This window comes from Desulfovibrio sp. Huiquan2017 (assembly GCF_017351175.1).
Classification (GTDB): Bacteria; Desulfobacterota; Desulfovibrionia; order Desulfovibrionales; family Desulfovibrionaceae; genus Pseudodesulfovibrio.
Window position 1 is genome coordinate 156,727 of sequence record NZ_JAFMPN010000011.1, and the last position, 17,911, is coordinate 174,637.

At 65.5% G+C, this 17,911-nt stretch carries 16 protein-coding genes; 10 read left to right on the plus strand and 6 right to left on the minus strand.

Annotated features, from left to right (window positions below; all coding sequences use genetic code 11):
- Positions 1–33 precede the first annotated feature (33 nt).
- The 3 genes from J0909_RS11265 to J0909_RS11275 all read left to right on the plus strand — a co-directional run bounded on the left by J0909_RS11265 (position 34) and on the right by J0909_RS11275 (position 2,808).
- Positions 34–612, plus strand: a complete 579-nt coding sequence (locus J0909_RS11265; RefSeq protein ID WP_207262919.1) for a flavin reductase family protein — start codon at positions 34–36, stop codon at positions 610–612.
- A gap of 4 nt (positions 613–616) precedes the next feature.
- Positions 617–1,951 carry an SH3 domain-containing C40 family peptidase gene (locus tag J0909_RS11270; RefSeq protein WP_207262921.1) on the plus strand — a complete coding sequence of 445 codons (1,335 nt, stop codon included), beginning with the start codon at positions 617–619 and terminating at the stop codon, positions 1,949–1,951.
- A gap of 104 nt (positions 1,952–2,055) precedes the next feature.
- On the plus strand, positions 2,056–2,808 hold the full coding sequence (locus J0909_RS11275; protein WP_207262923.1) for a hypothetical protein: 753 nt from the start codon (positions 2,056–2,058) through the stop codon (positions 2,806–2,808).
- Here J0909_RS11275 and J0909_RS11280 read toward each other — a convergent pair.
- On the minus strand, positions 2,769–2,999 hold the full coding sequence (locus J0909_RS11280) for a helix-turn-helix domain-containing protein (RefSeq protein ID WP_207262925.1): 231 nt from the start codon (positions 2,997–2,999) through the stop codon (positions 2,769–2,771). The genes J0909_RS11275 and J0909_RS11280 overlap by 40 nt on opposite strands.
- A gap of 15 nt (positions 3,000–3,014) precedes the next feature.
- A complete protein-coding gene (locus tag J0909_RS11285; RefSeq protein ID WP_207262927.1) occupies positions 3,015–3,410 on the minus strand; it encodes a DUF5675 family protein in 396 nt (131 codons plus the stop codon).
- Between the two features lie 153 nt (positions 3,411–3,563).
- Between J0909_RS11285 and J0909_RS11290 the strand changes: the two genes are divergently transcribed.
- The 3 genes from J0909_RS11290 to J0909_RS11300 are packed head-to-tail and all read left to right on the plus strand — an operon-like array spanning position 3,564 to position 5,730.
- On the plus strand, positions 3,564–4,310 hold the full coding sequence (locus J0909_RS11290; protein WP_207262929.1) for a S24 family peptidase: 747 nt from the start codon (positions 3,564–3,566) through the stop codon (positions 4,308–4,310).
- Between the two features lie 25 nt (positions 4,311–4,335).
- Entirely contained in the window at positions 4,336–5,316 is a 981-nt protein-coding gene (locus J0909_RS11295; RefSeq protein WP_207262931.1) for a HEAT repeat domain-containing protein, read from the plus strand.
- A 12-nt stretch (positions 5,317–5,328) separates the two neighbouring features.
- Positions 5,329–5,730 (plus strand): hypothetical protein, encoded by a 402-nt coding sequence (locus J0909_RS11300; protein WP_207262932.1) that lies wholly within the window; start codon positions 5,329–5,331, stop codon positions 5,728–5,730.
- A gap of 599 nt (positions 5,731–6,329) precedes the next feature.
- Here the strand turns inward: J0909_RS11300 and J0909_RS11305 are convergent.
- The gene (locus tag J0909_RS11305; protein WP_207262933.1) at positions 6,330–7,133 is read right to left on the minus strand and encodes a 2-amino-3,7-dideoxy-D-threo-hept-6-ulosonate synthase; all 804 of its coding nucleotides are present in this window, start codon (positions 7,131–7,133) and stop codon (positions 6,330–6,332) included.
- Positions 7,134–7,358: 225 nt separating this feature from the next.
- On the opposite strand from J0909_RS11305, the gene J0909_RS11310 reads away from it, so the two are divergent.
- Positions 7,359–8,609: an EAL and HDOD domain-containing protein gene (locus J0909_RS11310; RefSeq protein WP_207262934.1), complete on the plus strand. Its 1,251-nt coding sequence runs from the start codon at positions 7,359–7,361 to the stop codon at positions 8,607–8,609.
- Between the two features lie 10 nt (positions 8,610–8,619).
- Positions 8,620–9,822 (plus strand): amidohydrolase family protein, encoded by a 1,203-nt coding sequence (locus J0909_RS11315; RefSeq protein ID WP_207262935.1) that lies wholly within the window; start codon positions 8,620–8,622, stop codon positions 9,820–9,822.
- A 12-nt stretch (positions 9,823–9,834) separates the two neighbouring features.
- Here J0909_RS11315 and J0909_RS11320 read toward each other — a convergent pair whose 3' ends face one another.
- A complete protein-coding gene (locus J0909_RS11320) occupies positions 9,835–10,704 on the minus strand; it encodes a radical SAM protein (protein WP_207262936.1) in 870 nt (289 codons plus the stop codon).
- A 162-nt stretch (positions 10,705–10,866) separates the two neighbouring features.
- Here J0909_RS11320 and J0909_RS11325 point away from each other — a divergent pair, with 162 nt between their 5' ends.
- Positions 10,867–13,311, plus strand: coding sequence for a PAS domain-containing hybrid sensor histidine kinase/response regulator (locus J0909_RS11325; protein ID WP_207262937.1), 2,445 nt, complete (start codon positions 10,867–10,869; stop codon positions 13,309–13,311).
- A gap of 12 nt (positions 13,312–13,323) precedes the next feature.
- Entirely contained in the window at positions 13,324–13,692 is a 369-nt protein-coding gene (locus tag J0909_RS11330; protein ID WP_207262939.1) for a response regulator, read from the plus strand.
- A gap of 295 nt (positions 13,693–13,987) precedes the next feature.
- Here J0909_RS11330 and J0909_RS11335 read toward each other — a convergent pair whose 3' ends face one another.
- Entirely contained in the window at positions 13,988–14,665 is a 678-nt protein-coding gene (locus J0909_RS11335; protein ID WP_207262941.1) for a CBS domain-containing protein, read from the minus strand.
- 78 nt (positions 14,666–14,743) lie between these two features.
- Positions 14,744–17,602: a hybrid sensor histidine kinase/response regulator gene (locus J0909_RS11340; protein WP_207262943.1), complete on the minus strand. Its 2,859-nt coding sequence runs from the start codon at positions 17,600–17,602 to the stop codon at positions 14,744–14,746.
- Positions 17,603–17,911 lie beyond the last annotated feature (309 nt).

Here is a 17,911-nt window from a genome sequence, read left to right on the forward strand (position 1 = left end):
GGCGGCCGCAACGCATCATAAGGAGTTCCCGGCATGAAGAAATCCCTTGGTCCCAATACCCTGGCCCAGCCCACCCCCGTCTGGGCCGTGGGGTCCTACGACGAAAACGGCAAGCCCGACGCCATGATCGCGGCCTGGGGCGGCATCTGCGGCTCGGACCCGGCCTGCCTGACCGTATCCGTGCGCCCGTCGCGCCACACCTATGCGGGCATCATGAAGCATAAGGCGTTCACCGTGTCCGTGAGTTCGGTGGCGGTGGCGGCCGAGGCGGACTTCCTGGGCATGGTCTCGGGCGGCAAGGTGGACAAGTTCGCGGTCACCGGCCTGACCCCGGTCAAGGGCGAGTTCGTGGACGCGCCGTACATCGAGGAATTTCCCCTGGTCATCGAGTGCGAGTTGAAGGAGACCGTGGACCTGAACGCGCACGTCATGTTCGTGGGCGAGATCAAGGATGTGAAGTGCGACGAGGACAAGCTGGCGGACGGCAAGTACCCGGACCCGGAAAAAATCCTGCCGCTGATCTTTTCCCCCGGCACGCGCGCCTACCACACCGTGGGCGAAAGGATCGGCCGGGGATTCGACATGGGCCAAAAATACCTGAAGAAGGATTAACGCCATGCGCCGCCCTGGCCTCTTCCCGCCGTTCCTGGCGACGCTGCTCGCCGCCCTGCTCCTTTTGGGAGCGGGGTGCGCGGTGCGGCGGGCGGAAACCGTGGCCCTGCCGCTGGCCCAGGACGCCGGCGCGTATCACGGGCTGCCCGGGGACGCGCAGCTCATGAGCCCGGCGATCCAGGCGGCGGCCTGGTCGGACTTCCTCACGCGCCACTTCGACCCATGGGATCGGCCCCGGCCCGAATACCCGGCGGAAAAGGTCTTCCGGGCTCTGGACCGCCTGGCGAACCGGGCGCTCTACGGAGAAAACACGCTCGCGCGCGATCCGGCCTGGCTGGAGGGCCTGGCCCGGGCTTCGCGGGTGAACGAATATCCGAGCCTGAACCAGCGGGCGGTGGCCGTGAGCAACACGGCCATGCGGGTCCTGCCCACGGACAAGCCCGCCTTTTACGATCCCCGGCAGGCGGGCGAAGGCTTCCCCTTCGACTATGTGCAGAATTCCCTGGTCCTGGCCGGAACGCCGTTGCTGGCCACCCATGAAAGCGCGGACCGCGCCTGGATATTGGTCGAATCGCGCTTCGCCTTCGGCTGGGTGCGGGCCTCGGACATCGCCTGGGTGGACGACGGATTCGCTCAACGGTTCCGGACCGGCGCATACGCCGCCGTGGTCCGGGACGGGGTCCCCCTGGTGGACCGGGACGGCGTATTCCGCTGCATGGGGACCATCGGCACCCTGCTGCCCATGGGCAAAGAGCCCCGGGGCGACGGGCTGACGGTCCTGGTCCCGGCCCGGGACGACCGGGGTCGGGCGGTGATCAAACTCGCCCGCATCGCGCCCGGGGACGCCGAGCCCGCGCCGCTTGCGCCCACACCGGACAATTTCGCCCGGCTGGCCGACCGCATGCTCGGCGAACCCTATGGATGGGGCGGCCTGTACGGAGACCGGGACTGCTCGGCCACGACCATGGACCTGATGGCCGCGTTCGGCATCTTCCTGCCGCGCAATTCGAGCCAACAGGCCCGTATCGGATGGGTGGAGCCTCTGGACGGACGGGACGACGCGGCCAAGAAGGCGCTTCTCCTCGAAGAGGGTGTGCCGTTCCTGACCCTGGTGCGCAAGCCGGGACACATCATGCTCTACATCGGTTCGCGACGCGGCGAGCCCGTGGTCCTGCACACGGCCTGGGGCCTCAAAACACGGCGTGGCGGAATCGAAGGACGGGCGGTTCTCGGCCGGACCGTGATCACCACCCTGGAGCCGGGACAAGACCTCCGCCATCTGGCCCGGCCCGACGGCGTGCTCCTGCACTCGGTCCGTTCCATCAACACCCTGCCCTGACCGTTTTTTGACGTGGCCCGGTTCGGCGGAGAAAGCGGGCCGCGCAACAACCTGATTTCCCATGCCTTGCCCCGGACGGGAACGGGCCATGCATCGCCCGTCGCATGTACGACGCGAAATTCCGCAATCTCCTGATCCTGGCGGCGGCCACGATCCTGCCAGGCTGCCTGGCCGTCAACGCGGCCCTGGGCGTGCTCGGCGCCGTGGGACCGCCCGCAGCGCAATTGGCCGGGGCGGCCTATACAGTGGCCGAATACTCCTATGAATACGGAGCCCGTGGGCGTACCCCGGACGAGGTCTTTCTGGCCAAGTTCGACTGGCTCCGGAAGGATGTGAAAGAGCCCGATCCGGCCGCCTTCGCCGGGGCTCTGCGGCGCACGGTGGCCCCCCAGAAGGCGATGAACGCGCACCCCCCGGCACTGGTGGCCCAAGTGGCTTCCACGCCCGCACCGGCACCCCGCGCCACACGACGGCCCGCCGCAGCCGGACGGCATGCGCCCGTAGTCCCGGCCCGCGACAGGGTCACCGCCCCGGTGCGGAAGGCTTCCACGCCGCGCCGGGCGCTCCCGGTCCATACCTACGCGGCATACACCCCGGACCCGCTGCTCGTGCGTCTCGACCGCCTGGAGAACGGGCTAGCCCAGGCCGAACGCCTCTATCTCTCTGCGGAGAGGGGTGGCCTGCGCCTGTCCGTGCCGCCATGCGACGGCGACCCGTGCGCCCAGGGGGTGAACGGGGGCAGTTCCCTGCGCCTGCCGGTCATGCGCACCGCGCCCGCCGCGTTCCCCCCACCGCCCGCGTCCGGGCGCGAACCGGGTCAATCCGCGCCTCCGTCCCCCCGTTCCCTGAACACGTAGTTGCTGATGTGCCGGTCGCGCTGCTCGCGGATCCACCTGTGCAGATCCTCGGGCAGGGCGCGCCAGGACCCCTTGTCGTCCCGCTTCCAGGCAGGCAACCCCTTGTCCCTGACCAACTCCGTGATGTTGCGCGGGTTCTCGCCCACGGCCTCGCAGATCTCCTTCGCCCCTTTCAGACAGATTTCCGACATGCTCCCCCCCGCGCCCTATTCCGCTATCTCGAACAAAAAGGATTGCTCCCCGCCGCAATGATCCAGAAACTCCCGGAATGCCGTGCGCGAATCGAGTACGCCGCGTTCCGGCCCCAGGCGGCCGAACCGGCTGCCGAGCAGGATACAGCCATGGGTGTCCCGGGCCACGTTGCCCTGATGAAACAGGATGGCCGTACGTCCCGGGACGTCGGCGACTTCGAAGGTCGGACCGAAAGTCGGCGAATCAACCCGGCGGCAAGTGTACGTCCCGGCCGGGATGCAGGACACGCCCACCCGGTTGCCGCGTTCGGGCGGCTCCAGGGTGACGCACTGGACCCGGCCGTCCAGGCGAAGCACGCCAAAGGTTCCGGCGTCACTTTTTTCCAGTCGAACAACATCAATTTTCTTCATCTGTTACTCCATTTTTTGCTTTATGACCAAACTGCTAAATCTTGTATAGTCAGTTGTCTATTTGCTAGTCAACCAATTTCGGTATTTCTCTTTAGACATTTGCCAATTTTCATGTATAAGGGTGCACAACCATTACACAGGAAAGGGGAATACATGGGATTCACCGACAATGTGCGCCAGGCGCTCCTCGACCGGATCGGACCGGGCAAGCGGTACCCCAACAACAAGCGGATGGCGGACGAACTCGGCGTCGATCCATCGCAACTCAACCGATTTCTCAAGCGGGAACGCGGCCTGAACAGTGACTCGCTAGGACACATTCTGGACCGTGTGGGGGTAACCCTGACCTTCTGCGACGAACCATCGGACACGGCCCGCGAAATCTGCTTCCGGGCCCCGGACAAGGGCCGGGCCGGGCCGGGCGCACCCGAACCCCGAGCCGACGACTACCTGGCCGTGCCCTTGGCGGACCCGGCCGTGGCCGCCTCGCCCGGACTCGTCCCCGAGCGGGACGTGGAAGGCTGGGTCCTGGTCTGGCGGCACCAGGAGTCCATCCGTTTCCGCTCCAACCTGGTGGCCGTGGAGATCCCGCCCGGAGAGCGGTCCATGGCGCCGACCCTGCACCCGGGGGACATCGTCCTGGTGGACCGTGACGACCGGGAGCCCAACGCGGCGGGCCGGATCATGCTCGTCCGCGAACCGGGCAAGGACGGCGCCGCATGCATCCGGCGGGTCGGCACCCGGCCGCTGGACGGCGACGTGGAGCTGATCTACTACTCGGACGACAGCCGCGAATACCCGCCCGCCACCTTCCGACTCGGCCGGGACTTCGGCGGCGACATCACCGGGGCCATCGGCGGCAACGTGGTCTGGGCCTGGAGCGACATGACCCGGAAATAGTCATTTTTCGACACAAGGAGACCCGATGTTGGACCTTCGACACCCTTTCCTCGTCCGACGGCTTCTGCCGGTTCTGCTGTTCACCCTGGCCGCAACCCTGGTTCCCGGCCCCGTCCGGGCCTCGGATCCCGACGCCCGGTCCGTGGCCGCCCAACTCGGCAGCGCCGATGCGGGCCAACGAGCCGTGGGACTGTCCGCCCTGCGCCAGGTCGGCCAGGCGGCCCTGCCCGGTCTGCTCAAGGCCTTGAGTGACACGTCCGCCGAAGTCCGGCGCGGCGCGGTCCTCGGCCTGGCCCTGCAACCCTCGCCTGCCCTGGCCCTGGACGGCCTGCTCGAGGCCCTGGGCGACCCGGACCCTGCGGTGCGTTTCCTGGCCGCCAGAACCCTGGCCCGCCTGGGCGGACTGGCCGCGCCCGATGTGGCCCGGCTGCTGGCCAGCCCGAAAAACAATGTGCGCGTGGCCGCCGCCCTCGCCCTGAGCCGCATGGGGCCGGACGCGGTGCCGGCCCTGGCCGAGACGTTGCGACGCGACGACCCGCCGGTGCAGGCCAAGGCCGCCCTGATTCTCGAATCCATGGGGCAGAACGCCCGGCCCGCCGTCCCGGCCCTGATCCGGGCGCTCGAAACCGACGACATGCGCCTGGTCCACGTTCTGGCCGAAACACTGGACCTCATCGGCCCGGACCCGGCCCTGGTATTTCGACAAATGACCCTGCTCGGAAGCGCTGGGGCCAACCAGCCGTTTTCGCGCCTTGGCGCGGCGGCGGCCCCCACCCTGGTCCGGCTCCTGGCCCGGCCCGGCACGCCCATGGCGCAGATGGCCCTGTACACCCTGGCCCGCATGGGCCGCCAGGCCGAACCGGCCTTGCGCGCCGCCCTGGCCACCGGCACCGAGGGCCAACGCGCGGCCGCGGCCCTGCTCCTGACCGGCATCGACCCGGATCTGGCGCACTCCCTGCCCGAGGACCTGCGCCGGTCCCTGGGCGGCGCCCTTCACCTGAACTGACACGGAGGCACAATGCCCGAACTGATTTACTCACTCATCTGCTCGGATCTGCTCATCGACAAGGATTCGAGTTCGACCTCGTTCATCCGGACCATCGAACACGCCGTGGTCCCGGAGTTCCCGGCCACCCTGCCGCCCATCTTCTTCGCCAGCATGTGGGACCTGGACGGAGCGGAGAACGAACCGTTCACCATCTCCCTGAGCCTGATTCCGCCCCAGGGCGAGCCGATCACCCTGGGCATGCAGGAAGTCGCTCCCACCGGGACCATGCTGCACAAGCTGAACTTCCAACTGCCCGGCATCAGAGTGGAGGGCGAGGGGCGGCACATCTTGGCCGTGGCCCTGAAGACCGACGACGGATGGGACACCCGGGCGCGGCTCCCGCTTTACGTGTTCGGGAGTCAGAATAACTAGCTATCCAACATGGCACTACAAAAGGCCGCGTCATGCATACACAGACTATGCATGACGCGGCCTTTTGCGTTGTACAAAATACTACTGCATTTCATACGTCTGCATCATCAATACAACACCACCCACAGCGCACTATAAAATACTTTCTAAAGTAAAACCTTAAATTCTATTTAACTAATTTTTCAAAGTAAAATAGGACATTAGATGCAAAATTTGTCAGTTTTTACTGGACATTTTACTGTCCGAACCATACCGTGCATCGTTCTTTCTATAATTATCGATCAACAACTTCGCCGAACTCTCCCGGCGAAGGGGACAGGGGGGATAACCATGCGGCTTGCCGTCATCATCAGAAGCGAACAGAAAGTGGGGTTGCCCACGGCCGCTGAACTTCGCAGGGCGGGCTTCGTCATGTCCGAGGCCCTGGGGCCGCCGAACGGGCATGGCGACATGGACCGCGACGCGAACGGGCGGGATGGGGCGGACGCGGACGGGCCTGAACGAAGGGGACCGCCAGGCGGCCCTCTCCCGGAACGACAAAGCCCCTGACGCCGTTCGCGTCAGGGGCTTTACCTGCCGTTGCCCGCCGAAAAGCGGAACTAAAGGATGTCTTCGTAGCCTTTGACGGCCTCGTCCACCGGGGCGTCCTCGTGGACGATCCGATTGAGCACCTCCACCAGCCGGGTGGGGTTGTGATGCTGGAAGACGTTGCGGCCCACGGACAGGCCGGAACCGCCCGCATCCAGGGAGGTGCGGACCATGTCCAGGAAGTCGCGGGTGGAGTCCATCTTGGCTCCGCCGGCGATGACCACCGGCACGCCCGCGCACTCGACCACCCGGGCGAAGCTCTCGGCGCTGCCGGGATAGTTGACCTTGACCACGTCCGCCCCGAGTTCCGCGCCCACGCGGGCGCAGTGGGCCACGACGTTCGGGTCGTACTCGTCCGGGACCTTGGGGCCGCGCGCGTAGATCATGGCCAGCAGAGGCATGCCCCACTCCGAGGCCGAGGCGGCCACGCGCCCCAGGTCCATGAGCATCTGCCCCTCGGTCTCGTCGCCCAGATTGACGTGCACGCTGACCGCGTCCGCCCCCAGCCGGATGGCCTCCTCCACGGTGGTCACCAGTCGCTTGACGTTGGGAAACGGCGACAGGCAGGTGCCCCCCGACAGGTGCACAATACAGCCGAAATCACGGCCCTGCATGCGGTGCCCGAGCTTGACCTGGCCCTTGTGCACCAGTCCCGCGTTGGCCCCGCCGGCAACCAGGCTGGTGACCGTGTCGCGCATCTTCTCCAGGCCCGCGATGGGTCCCACGGTCACGCCGTGATCCATGGGCACGATGATGGTCCGCTTGGTATTGCGGTCGAAAATTCTCTCCAGACGAATGGCTTTGCCGATGTGCATTGTTTCACCTCGCTCCTGGCGGTTGCGGTCTATCCGTTACGTGGGTTCACATAATACAGACCAGGCCTGGAAGGAAAGCGGAATTCCCATCGCCGAAGATCGGATTAACGGTCGCTTTTTATGTGGAGTTGTTGACGAATGGTGGCCCAAAAACTATCGTTGGCACCGTGCCGGTTTCATGTGGGCCGACATGACCCACTCGATTGCCTGCCAAAGGGGACAGTGATGACCGACGAGAAAACCTACGAATCCGTCTTCGTGGCCAGACAGCCCATATTCGATACCCAGAATAACACCTGGGGCTACATGATGCTTTTCCGGGACAGCGCGGACGCCGACCACGCCGTGTTCACCGACAATTCCGAAGCGACCATGAGCCTGGTGGCCAACCTGCCTCTTTGCGACACCCCGAAAGGGGGCAAGACGCGGTTTCTGATCCACTTCACGCCCGAGGCCGTGATCAGGGGCATTCCCCACGCCATCCCCTGGGACAACACGGTCATCATCCTCGAAGAACTTGAAACGCCGGACGAGGCTCTGATAGTGGCCTTGAGCGACCTGCTGCTCGACGGCTATGAACTGGCCATCAACAACTTCGAGGGCCGGCCCGGCTGCGAGCGGCTGGCCGAATTGGCCGACACCCTGTTCATCGACGTGACCGGCAAGGACCAGGCCGAATTGGAAGCCATCGTCACCCGGGGCAAGAAATTCGGCGTGCCGCGCATGATCGCCAAGAGGGTGGAGAACGCCGAGGAACTGGACAAGGCCCGGAACGCGGGGTTCCAATTCTTCCACGGCTTCTTCTTCAAGCGGCCCGAGATCGAATCCGGGCGCAAGATCAGCTCGGCCAAGGCCACTCGGCTCAAGCTCTTCGAGATCATCGAAAAAGACGAACCCAACTTCGATGCCCTGGCCCCGGCCATCGAGGCGGACGTGGCCATCAGCTACCGCCTGCTCAACTTCCTCAACTCCGCCAACTTCAGCTTCGCCACCAAGGTGACATCCATCAAACAGGCCGTGGTCCTGACCGGGTGGAAGCCCATCCGCAACTGGCTCAGGCTGATCATCCTGACCGACCTGGCCCCGTCCGAAAAGACCCTGGAACTGGCCTACATCTCGGCCCACCGGGCCAAGCTTTTCGAGACCGCCGCCCTGGGCAGCGGCTACGAGGAAGACTCGGACACCCTGTTCATCGTCGGCCTCTTCTCCCTGCTGGACGCCATGCTCGATACGGACATGAAGGAAATCACCAACCACCTGCCCGTGGACGACGAGGTCAAGACCACCTTGTGCGGCAAGAAAACCCGCTACACTCCGTGGCTCGACCTGGCCAAGGCCATCGAGGCCTCGGACTGGGACGAGGTGGGCCAACGCGCCGCGGCCCTGAACCTGCTGCCCGGCACCGTGGCCGTCAGCTACCAGCACGCCTTCACCTGGGCCGACGCCTTCTTCTCCTCCAAGCCGGGCTCGGAATAGCCCCGGCCCCATGGCCCTCACCCGGCGCGCGTTCCTGACCCTCCTGGCCGGAACCGGCCTGTTCGCTCCGGGCACGGCCGCCGCATCGTCCGTCCCGGCTCCGCCCGGCGGCGTCTTCGCCTTGGCTGGCGTCGTGTACCCCGGCCGCGGTGCCCCCCTGCCCGGCCACGCCGTGCTCGTCCGCGACGGGCGCATCGAAGCCGTGGTCCCGGCACGCGCCGTGACCGACCGGCCCGTTATCGCCCCGGTGAACGCGGCCATCCTGCCGGGCGTGATCAACGCCCACTGCCACACCCTGCACAGCGCCCAAGCGCGGCGCGAACGCTGGCTGCTCGCGGGCGTGACCTCCATCGGCGATGCGGCCTCGCCCCTTGCGGCCCTGCCTGCGCTCCTGGATTCGCCTCCCGGCGCGACCGCCACGGCTTCTGCCTGCGGGCCCATGCTCTGCCCGCCCGGCGGCTATCCCCTGCCCGTACATAGCCCGGAGCACGCCCTGGCCGTCGGCTCACCGAGAGAAGGAGCCGAAGCGGTACGCCGCCTGGCCGACCTGGGCGTCACGCGTATCAAGATAGCCTTCGAGCCGGGCGTCCTGCCCCGGCCATGGCCCCTGTTCGACTCGGCCACGGCGGCGGCCGTCTGCGACACCGCCCGACGGCTCGGCCTGGGCGTGCGCTGCCATGTGGAGGATGTTTCCGGGCTCAAGCCAGCCCTGGACGCCGGGGTATCCACGGTGGAGCATGTGCCCCACCGTCTGCGCGAACACGGCACCGTCCGGCCCGTGCTCGGCCCGGACGGCCTGCCCGTGCCCCGCTACCGGGCCCTGCTTGAGCGCATGGCCCGCGACGGCATCATCATGACCCCGACCCTGGACGTGTTCACCCGAACCCCGTGGAACGGCCCGGCCCTGTTCGAGCCGGTGCGCCTTTTCCATGCCCTGGGCGGCAAGGTTGCCCTGGGCAACGACTTCCCCTACCGGCGCACGGATGCGGGCATGCCAGTGCGCGAGATGCGCCTGCTGGCCGAGGCCGGACTGGACCGGCTCGCCGTGCTTGAAGCGGCCACGGCCGGAGCGGCCGAGGCGTGCGGGTTCGCAAACCGGGGCCGCATCGCGCCAGGCATGGCCGCCGACCTGCTGGCGGTGCGAGGCGCGCCCTCGCCGGACGCACTGAAAGACCCCCTGCACATCGTCAAGGATGGAACCTTCATCCGCTGATCGTCGGGAATATCAGAGCCGCCGGGCGGACTCGGCCTTGAGTGGAGTCATGCCCGCCAGGGCCCGGTCGATGCTGTCCAGGGCCGCCTGTTTGCCCGAGGGCAGACGGACCTTGAGCGGCAGGTAGTTGGAGGCGTGGTTGGCCAGAAACAGGCCGCGCGTCAGTTCCACCCCGGCGAGCATCCCGCGCAATTCCCGAAGAATGCCGGGCGCGTCGGGCAGGACGAACTCGCCGCGCTCGAACCGTTCGTGCAGGGGAGTGCCGGGGACAAGCATGAGACTGAGCGCCCCCACCTGGTCCGGGTCCATGCGGGTCAGGGCGCGGGCCGTGGCCTCGGCATGCGCCATGGACCGCTCCACCCCGCCCAGGCCGTTGATGACCGTGACGTTGAGCTTGAACCCCGCCGCCTTGGCCCGGCGGCCTTGCTCGACCATGAACGCGGCGTCGCCGTTCTTGCCCATGGCCCGGAGGATCTCGTCGTCGCCGGACTCCAGCCCCATGTAGACGATGCCCAGCCCCAACGCGCGCAATTCGGCCAGTTCCGCGTCGCTCTTGCGCTTCAGGCTCTTGGCGTTGGCGTAGACGCCCACCCTCGTCACCCACGGCAGGTGCTCGCGGATGAGCGAGAGGATCTCCGTCAATCGGGGTTGGGGCAGGATCATGGCGTCCCCGTCGCACAAAAAAACCCGCCGCTGGTCCCGGCAATGCCGGGCGGCGTAGCGGATGTCCGCCAACACGGTCTCGCGCGGCTTGATGGCGAACCGCTTGGCCAGGTACGCGCCGCAAAAGGCGCATTTCCCATGGGAACAGCCCAGAGTAACCTGCAACAGGATGGAACCGGCCTCGCTCGGCGGCCGTATGATCATGCCTTGGTAATCCATGCCTTCTCCTTCGGACGGAAGCCACGATACGGCAACGGCCGGAAATGACAAGCCGCCCGGGCATCAAGAATTATAATGGCCCGACACGGGGATTCCCGTTGACCAACCGGACCGGGTTTCTTACTAGATATAGAAGAGTCAACCCATCTACGTCCAAACAGCATGCCCTTCGAAAAAAAACCCGCACGCCCGACTTCTTACGTCGCCCTTGACGAAACCTCCAAGGCCCTGATGGATTCCTCGGTGGAATCCGCCTTTGTCATGGACGTCAGCGGCTACGTGCTGGCCGCCAACGACGCCGCCGCCAAGCTGTTCGACCTCAAGCCCGGCCAGACCCTGCAACGCTCCAACATTTACGAACTCTTGCCCACTGCCGCAGCCGAATCACGCCGGGCCAAGATCGCGGAGTCCATCCGCACCGTGCGGTCCGTGCGCTTCGAGGAGGAGATCGACGGCCGCTCCCTGGTCCATTCCATCGTGCCCGTGGCCAACCCCTGGGGCGAGGTCAACCGGCTGGCCGTGCACACCCTGGACCTGACCAAGCTGCACCGTACCGACGAGGACCTGCGCCGCGAACAGCAGCGCCAGATATTCTTCATGGAGTCCCTGCCCGGCATCGTCTACCACCTCTACCCAGACCAGACCATCCGCTATGCCAACCGCTACTTCCGGCGATATTTCGGCAGTCCGCGCAACCGGAAATGCCGCGAGGCCCTGAACTGCTCGGGCACCAACTGCTCCATGTGCCCCCCCATGGAGGCCATGAACACCGACCGGGCCGTGGAATGGGACTGGACCGACAACCAGGGCAGGACCTTCCACCTCCAATGCAGCCCCATGACCGATTCCAACGGCGAACGCATGATCATGGTGCTCGGCATCGACATCACCGCCCGCCAGCGGGCCGAGGACGCCCTGAAAAAGGCCCGCGACAAATTGGAGGACCGGGTCCGGCAACGCACCATGGAGCTGGAAAAAGCCAACGTGGAGCTGACCAGCAAATCCCAGCGGCTCGTCGCCGCCAGGGAGAAGGCCGACGCGGCCACCCGGGCCAAGTCTTCGTTCCTGGCCAACATGAGCCATGAGATCCGCACGCCGCTCAACGCCATCCTGGGCATGTCCGAATTGGCCTTGTCCATTGAGGACAAGGACCGCAAGAACCGCTACCTGCGCCGGGTCATGGAGGCGGGCAACTCGCTCCTCTCCGTGATCAACGACATCCTCGACTTCTCCAAGATCGAGGCCTCCCGTCTAACCCTGGAATCCATAGATTTCGACCTGCGCCGGGCCCTGTACGGCGCTCTGGACCTGCACATGCTCACGGCCGAGGAAAAGGGCCTCGACCTGCGTAGCAGCGTAGCGGAGGACGTACCCGCCGCCCTGATGGGCGACCCCTCGCGGCTGCGCCAGATCCTCATCAATCTGGTGGGCAACGCCATTAAATTCACCGAGAGCGGCAGCGTGACCGTGTCCGTTAAATCCGCCGCTCCGGCCCATGATCTCAAGCCCGGCGACCCCATCTCCCTGGTCTTCGCCGTGGCCGACACCGGCGTGGGCATCCCGGAGCACAAGCAGCGGGACATCTTCCAGTCCTTTCTCCAGGCCGACGACTCCATCACCCGCAAATACGGCGGCACGGGCCTGGGCCTGGCCATCTGCCAGCTTCTGGTGGGCCTCATGGGCGGCGAACTGACCCTGCAAAGCGAAGAGGGACGAGGCAGCACCTTCACCTTCACCGCCGAACTCGCCGTGGGCGACCCCGCCGCTGCGGAACAGGAACGGAGGGAGGCCGAGACCCCGGTCCCGATCCTGCCCCCCCTGACCGTGCTGCTGGCCGACGACAACCCGCTCAACCGCGAACTGGCCACCATTCTGCTCAGTGAACAGGGCCACAGCGTCCTGGCCGTGAAAAACGGCATCGAAGCCCTCAACGCCCTGCGTGAAGCCCCCTTCGACCTGGTGCTCATGGACGTCCAGATGCCCATCATGGACGGCGTCTCGGCCACCCGGGCCATCCGCGACCCCAATTCCGGGGCGCTCGACCCGAACATTCCCATCATCGCCCTGACCGCCCACGCCCTCAAGGGCGACCGGGAACGGTTCCTGACGGCGGGCATGAACGGTTACATCGCCAAGCCCATCAAAATGCGCGACTTTTATAACGCCATCGCCCGGGCCATGAACGGCCGCCCCCTGTCCCCGGAGCCGAAGCCGGAGCGGGAACAACCGTTCCCGGCCGCGCAGGGCAAGCCCTTCGACCGTGAAAGCGCTCTGGACATGCTCGGCGGCAAGACCGATCTCCTCGCCCGCATGGACGAAATATTCCTGCGCGACGTGCCCGGCGAACTCAAGGAACTGGCCGACCACTTCGCCCGGCGCGACTGGAACAACGCCAAACGCATGGCCCATTCCATCAAGAGCTCGGCCCGCACCGTGGGCGCACATCGGCTCGGGGCCATCGCCGAACAGATGGAATACCTCTGCCGCCAACAGGACGCCGCCTCCGCCGAAAAGGAATTGAAAATCCTTGAAGCCGACGTCCAGTCCGCGCTAGACTACGTATCCGGCATCCACGCCCAACCAACGGATTCCCTCCCCGAAACGTAAAGGAGCACCGTGATGAAAACCATTCTCGTCGTCGACGACGCCCCCATGACCAGGGAACTGCTCAAATCGGTTCTGGAGGCCGAGGGCTTCAACGTAATCGAAGCCGTGGACGGCGAAGAAGCCATCCACATCTGCCGAGACACGCCCATCGACCTGTCCATCATCGACATCTTCCTGCCCAAGAAGGGCGGGCTCCAAGTCATGGGCGAACTGATCAAGGCGGACAGCGCCCACAAGTTTATCGCTATCTCCGGCGGCGAGGCCTTCAATCCCGAAGCCATCGTGGAACTCGCCAAGGTCTACGACGTGGTCGATACCTTCACCAAACCCATCGACACCCGCAGGCTCATCGAAGTCGTCCGCACCGCCCTGGCCGATTAGATCCGCCGCGCCGCAAGCGCCAAACGCCGCCCGACCGCAATGCGGCCGGGCGGCGTTTGGCGCTTGCCTCCGGCGACCAGGGGGAAATGTCTATACCGATTTCCCCCTGGACTCCCTTCCAAAGTTTCTCTTACCCCTTCGTGGATGGCGGGCGCCCAAAATCCGTTTCGCCTTCCGGCGTCCCGGGTGGCGCAGCGCCCCGCATGGCGCGATTTCGAGTGCGCCCATATCCGAACAGCGTCTCTCCCCGCACGGAACAGGCTCGGGAGAGCCCGCAATCCGAAGCCGCCTCCCCCTAGATCAGATCCACCGTGACGCCTTCGGCCACGTAAAAGAGAAGCGTGTACTTGCGTTGCAGGAGTTCGACGACGTCTTCGATGGATTTATCCCCGAGGTCGGCGACGGAGACGTAGGCATTCCGGGAACCGTTGCGGGCGGGATCCACCGCGGTGAAGACGCTGGTGAAGACGATGCCCATGGACCGCAGTTCACAGAGCAGATCGGCCAGCACGCCTTCGGGCCCGTCCATGCGGATGCCGAACTGCGCACCGCCGCGCGCGGAACCCGCCGAAGCGCAGAGGAAGCGAAGCACATCGAGCTGGGTGATGATCCCGATAAGCCGACCGCCATCCACCACCGGCAGGCCGCCGACCTTGTGCTTGACGAGGATGTCGGCCACCTCGGTCATGGCCGCGTCCGAGGGCACGGACACGGGATCCAGGGTCATGATGTCACCCGCGGTGAGGGTGTACAGGCCGCCGCCGCTTTCGACCACGGCGTCGCCGGGGATGAACTTGGACGGCATGGCGTCGCGGATGTCCCGGTCGGAAACGATGCCGACCAGGCCGCCCGCGCTGTCGATGACCGGGAATTGACGAATGTTCTTCTCCCGCAAAATCTCGGCCGCATCCAGCACCGAGGAATTCACTCCCAGGGCCATGACGTTGACCGTCATCCAATCTCTGACCAGCATCGGCTTCCTCCTGTACAGTGGTTTCCGGGATGGAAACGGTAATAATACCTACTCTGCGAGTCCGCAAATTGCAACGGGTTACAGCCGCGCTGCCTCTTTCTCCACAGCCCGGATCAAAGCCTCGAAACGGGGCAACAGCTCGGCGACGCCCGTTTTGACCGCGTCCATCTCGCCGCAGTAGCACTTTTTTTCCAGCTGGCGGGAGGCGTTGACCACATCCATGGCCAGAACGTGGCTGGAAATGTTGGTGATGGAGTGCAGGGCCGCGGCCGTGGCTTTGGCGTCCATGGCCTTAAGCCCGCAGTCCAGCTCCCGGAACTTGACCGCGGCTTCGAGGAGGAAGAGGCCGAGGATGTCCTTGTACAGGTCCATGTTGCCTTCGAATCGCTTGCTCAGGCTTTCCACGTCCAGGGTGATCTCGCAGGAAGCCTCTGGTTCGGGCGGGGCCGGGCGGCAGGTCGCCTCCTTGCGGGGCTCATGGTCGGCGGTGCAGCGGACGATGGCCTCGGACAATTTGTGCATGTCCACGGGCTTGCTGACGTAGTCGTCCATGCCCTCCTCGATCAGGCGTTCGCGGTCGCCTTTCATGGCGTAGGCGGTCAGGGCGATGATCGGGATCTTGCGGTCGTACCGGCGGCCGTCCGACTCGCGGATGGCACGGGTGGCTTCGATCCCGCTCATCTCGGGCATCTGGACGTCCATGAGGATCACGTCGATGGTCCGGCCCTTGTCGCACAGGATGTCCAGGACCTGGACCCCGTTCTCGGCGGTGACCACGGTATGGCCGAACATGGTCAGGAAGTGTTGCAGATACTTCCGGTTCATGGCGTTGTCGTCGGCCAGGAGGATGTTCAGGTGCAGGGTGCGCGGCGTGCGCGGCCTGGCGGGCGCAATCTCGGGTTCGGGCTCCTCGACCAGGCCGAACCAGGCGGTGAAGAAAAAGGTGCTGCCCAGGCCTACGGCGGATTCCACGCCTATCTCGCCGCCCATCATGTTGACCAGTTGGCGGGAGATGGCCAGCCCCAGGCCCGTTCCCCGATGTCTCTTACGCAGAGAACTGTCCGCCTGGGTGAAGCTGTCGAAGACCGCGTCGAGCTTGTCCTCGGGGATACCCACGCCGGTGTCGCGGACCTTGAACTCCAGGCAGACGCGCCCGGACTCCCGAGCGGAGACCGAGACGATCAGCTCCACCAGCCCGCGCGGGGTGAACTTGAGGGCGTTGCCGATGAGATTCCAAAGGACCTGGCCCAACTTGTCGGGATCACCGTTGAGCCGGGCGGGCACGTCGTCGGCCACGGTGTGGCGGAAAACCAGGCCGTTGAGTTCGGCCTGGGGCCCGAAGGAACGCACGCTGGTCTCCAGGGCCGAACGGAAGGTGAAGTCCTCGGGCTTGAGCTCCATCTTGCCCGCCTCGATCTTGGAGATGTCCAGGATGTCGTTGACGATGTTCAGCAGGGAGTTGCTCGCGTCGCGGATCATGTCCATGTGCTCGCGCTGGACTTCGGTCAATCCGGTGGTGACCATCATCTCGGCCATGCCGAGGATGCCGCTGATGGGCGTGCGGATCTCATGGCTCATGTTGGCCAGAAACATGGACTTGGCCAGGTTCGCCTCAAGCGCGACGGAGGAGGCCTCCTCGGCCGAGCGGTTGGCCTCCACGAGCTTGCGGCTCATCTCGCCGTAGTGGATGGCCGAACCGAAAAGATTGGCGGCCAGCATCATGGACTCGATCTCCACGGGCAGCCAGTCCCGCTCGCAGCGGTGTTCGGACAAGCCCAGGAATCCCCACCAGGCGTTCCCGGCGAAAACCGGCACGATCATGACCGAGCGGGCTCCGGTAGCCGCAAAGAGCGCGCCTTCCTCCTTGCGGAAATGCCGGACGTGGCCGGTGACCACCTTGCGCTTGAGCATGGCCCCGCGCCAGGTATCGTAGTGAGGCGAGAGCCTAAGGCCGAAATTCTCCGGCAGGGGGTCCAGGGGCGTGATCCCGTCCGCTCTCCACTCGTTGTGCAGAACCAGGGTCTCCGCGCCGGACGCGTCGGTGACCTTCTTAAAAAGATAGATGCGGGTCACGTCCGTGACCTTGCCGAGCTTGGTCAGGGCCTCGCTCACCCCCTCGTCCCAGTCCACCTTGCGCAGGAACCGGCTGGCGAAACTGGCCAGGACCTGGAGAATGGCATCCCGCCGGAAGAGCAATTCCTCAAATTCCTTTTGCAGGGAGACGTCCCGGGCCATGCCCCAGGCGCGGACGATATCTCCGCCCGGGCCCAGTTCCACTTCGCGGTTGACGTGCAGATGGCGAACCTGGCCGTCTCCGTCCACCACGCGATACTCGAAGTCCAGGGGCCACCCCTGGTCGAAGGTGGCCTCGTTGGCCCGGTCGAAAACCTCCAGATCGTCGGGATGGACGTATGGGCGCAGGCCGGACAGCTTGGGTCCCGGATCGGCTTCCCGGGCGAACATACGGCGCAATCCCCCGGACCAGCGAATGCGCCCCTCCCGGTCCATGGCCCAACTACCGAAGGCGTCGGTGCGCTCCATCCAGTTGAGTATGGAGCGCTCCCCCGCCAACCGCTCCTCCAGGTCGAGTCGGCTCTCCAGGTGGCGGAGGGCGTGAACCAGACAAGACCGTGTCTCGGGCCCCCAGATGAAACAGTCGAAGGCTCCCCGGTCCAAGGCTTCGGCCTCGAAACCAGGCTCGGCAAACAGGACCATGGACTGCCGCCCGTACTCGTCCCGCACGCGGGTCACCCCCCGAGCCCAGGAATCGTCACCCGGGCCGGGCACGAAAAGAACCAGGTCGGCGGCGTCCTTTTCCAACCGGCGCACGCCCCGAGAGACGGAGGCCAGACGGACCACGGCCTGCTCATGGCCTTCCGGGAGCAGGTCCAGCTTCTCCACCGCCACTTCCTTGCCCGCCAAAATCAGTATCCTCACGCAACGCCTCCGTTGGCCACCCCGAAACATGAACAGTTCCCGCCGCCTACCCATTGCCCTTACGCCACAAACGAGCCCCGGGACAAGCCCATACCGCGCTTCCCATCGGTACAACGCCCCCACGGACCGAAGGCACGGGCCGCAAGGCTGAGTGCAACCATTTGAAAAGACAGTCCTTCCAATTCCCAACCCCCTTGCTTTCTGCCCGAACGGGGTTTACACACAGTACAGGCCATCCCTGACCGGGAACATTCCCGAACGCAAACCGAAGGTGCAACCATGAACTTTCTGCCCGACAACTCCATCCTG